Source organism: Candidatus Brocadiaceae bacterium, assembly GCA_012728835.1.
In the GTDB taxonomy this organism is placed as follows: domain Bacteria; phylum Planctomycetota; class Brocadiia; order SM23-32; family SM23-32; genus JAAYEJ01.
This window is the reverse complement of record JAAYEJ010000040.1, coordinates 1-1,927: the sequence shown is the minus strand read 5'-3', so window position 1 is coordinate 1,927 and position 1,927 is coordinate 1. Positions and strand designations below refer to the sequence as shown.

Annotated in this window: 3 protein-coding genes; all 3 read right to left on the bottom strand. The window is 71.7% G+C overall.

All coding sequences use genetic code 11. The features are described from left to right. The coding region (locus GXY85_05860) for a glycosyltransferase family 2 protein (protein NLW50354.1) at positions 1-1,337 on the bottom strand (1,337 nt) is incomplete at its 3' end. Then, positions 1,324-1,755: a hypothetical protein gene (locus GXY85_05855; protein ID NLW50353.1), complete on the bottom strand. Its 432-nt coding sequence runs from the start codon at positions 1,753-1,755 to the stop codon at positions 1,324-1,326. The genes GXY85_05860 and GXY85_05855, both read right to left, overlap by 14 nt. Then, on the bottom strand, positions 1,752-1,927 hold a 176-nt coding region (locus GXY85_05850), incomplete at its 5' end, for a hypothetical protein (GenBank protein ID NLW50352.1). The genes GXY85_05855 and GXY85_05850, both read right to left, overlap by 4 nt.

Genomic DNA, 1,927 nt, shown 5'->3' with positions numbered 1-1,927 from the left:
CTGGCCGCTTCTTGCCGTTCGTTCCCCTCCGTTGTTGTATCCTGCCGTTCGTTCCCCTCCATTGCCGTTCGTTGCCGTTCTCTGCCGTTCTCTGCGCCCTCTGCGTCCTCTGCGGTCCCTTCGCCGTAGAGCGCCTCGGCCAGCGCCGCCAGCTCGGGGTGCTCGCGCCCCGGCACGGCCCGCTTGCCGCACAGCATCTCGAAGACGTCCAGAGGATCCCGCCGCCAGGCGGGCTCTCCACCCTCCACACCGGCCAGCACCTCGGCCAGCCCGTCCGCGCCCAGGCGCGCCTCGCAGAACGCCTGGAACCGGTCGTCGAAGACCTCCGGCCCCAGCAGCCGCCGCATCGAGACCGCCACGTTCTTCCAGTGCTCCGTGCCGGCGGCCGGCACCGGGTTCTTGTCGCGGTAAAGGTGCGGCAGCCACACGTCGCGGCTGAACCGCACGGGGATCCGCATCAGGAACGCCTTCACGCTCAGCGCCTGCTCGCTGAACCCCCACCGGCCCGCCGTGTCTTCCCAGAGGGCGCCAGTGGCGCCGGACAGTTTTCTGAGTGTGTCTGCCGACAGCACATAGCCCGCGCCCATCATGCACGGGCTCTCCGGCCATTCCTCCGTCGGCTGCTGCCGCCCGCCCACGTGGCGCCACTTCGCCTGCAGCCCGTCCGTCGAGTTGTAGAACAGGTCGCAGACCCACGACCGGTTGCTGCCTTCCTTCAGGCCCCGCGTGCCGCTGCAGACGATGGCGTCGTCCTGCAGCGCACGGCGCGCCAGGTGCTCCAGCGGCCCCCACGCGTGCGGCCAGTCCGGCGGCGCGTCGAACCGCATGTGCGCGTCGTGGAAGGTGACGACGTTCGCGCCCAGCTCCAGCGCGCGCGCCGCGCCCTCGTTCCGCGACCGGCCGATGCCCTGCGGCTCCTCATGGTGGACGACCACCACGCGCCCATCATCCTCGCCGAACCCGTCGCACGAGCCGTCCGTCGATCCGTCGTCCACCAGCACGACGCGGACCTCGGTGCGATCGCCGCGCACGCTGCCCAGGAGCGACTCGACGGTGGCGCGCACCTCATCGCCCTCGTTGAACGCGGTGATGACCGCGCCGATCTTCAGCGACGGCACGGCGCGCGGGCAGTTCGGATTGCACTCGACCTGCGGCACCACGCGCACGATGCCGGCCAGGCGGCGGCATTCGTACTTCTTGGAGCAGCAGCCGGCGCGCGTGGCGAAGACGCACCACTCCGGGGCGGCGTGCGCCCGGGCCGGGAGGGCGGCGGCTTTCTGTTCGGCGGCCAGCAGTTGGTCGTGCAGGGTCATCGGTCTGCGTTCATCGGCGTTCATCGGCGGTTCCTCCCATCAGCTGTTCGCGGCGGGCCGTCTCTTCGGCCAGGTCGCGGCGCAGTCGGCCGGCCGCCACCAGGTCCACCAGGAACGCGCCCTTCTCTTCGGCGCTCGGGATGCGCTTCAGCGCGGCCGCCAAGATGGGCGCCATCCACTCGGCCTGGCGCTCCGCCGCGCGCCGCTCGGCCTCCGCCCGCTCGGCGGCCAGGTCGGCCGGCTCCACCCCCCGCCAGCGGTCCAGGGGGCAGTTGGCGTGCAGGCCGGCCAGGAACTCCGGGCTCAGATCGACCTGAGCATCCCCGCCGATGCAGAACGGCCAGCGGGCGTGCTCGGCGCTCATGACCCGCCAGTGCTCGCACCGGTGGCAGACGCGCCGGCGCGCCTCGATCAGCCCCAGCGGCAGGTTCTGTTCGTTCATATCGCCACCACCTCGACCTGCGCGGGGCAGTCGCCGCAGAGACCGCTGCTGTAGAGCGTGTAGACGCCTGCCGGGCAGCTGCCCAGCGTCGCCGGCCGCCGGTAGATGCACTCGCCGGCCGCCGCCCAGTGGGCGATGATCAGTGTCCAGTAGTAATCCTCGCCGTCCTGCG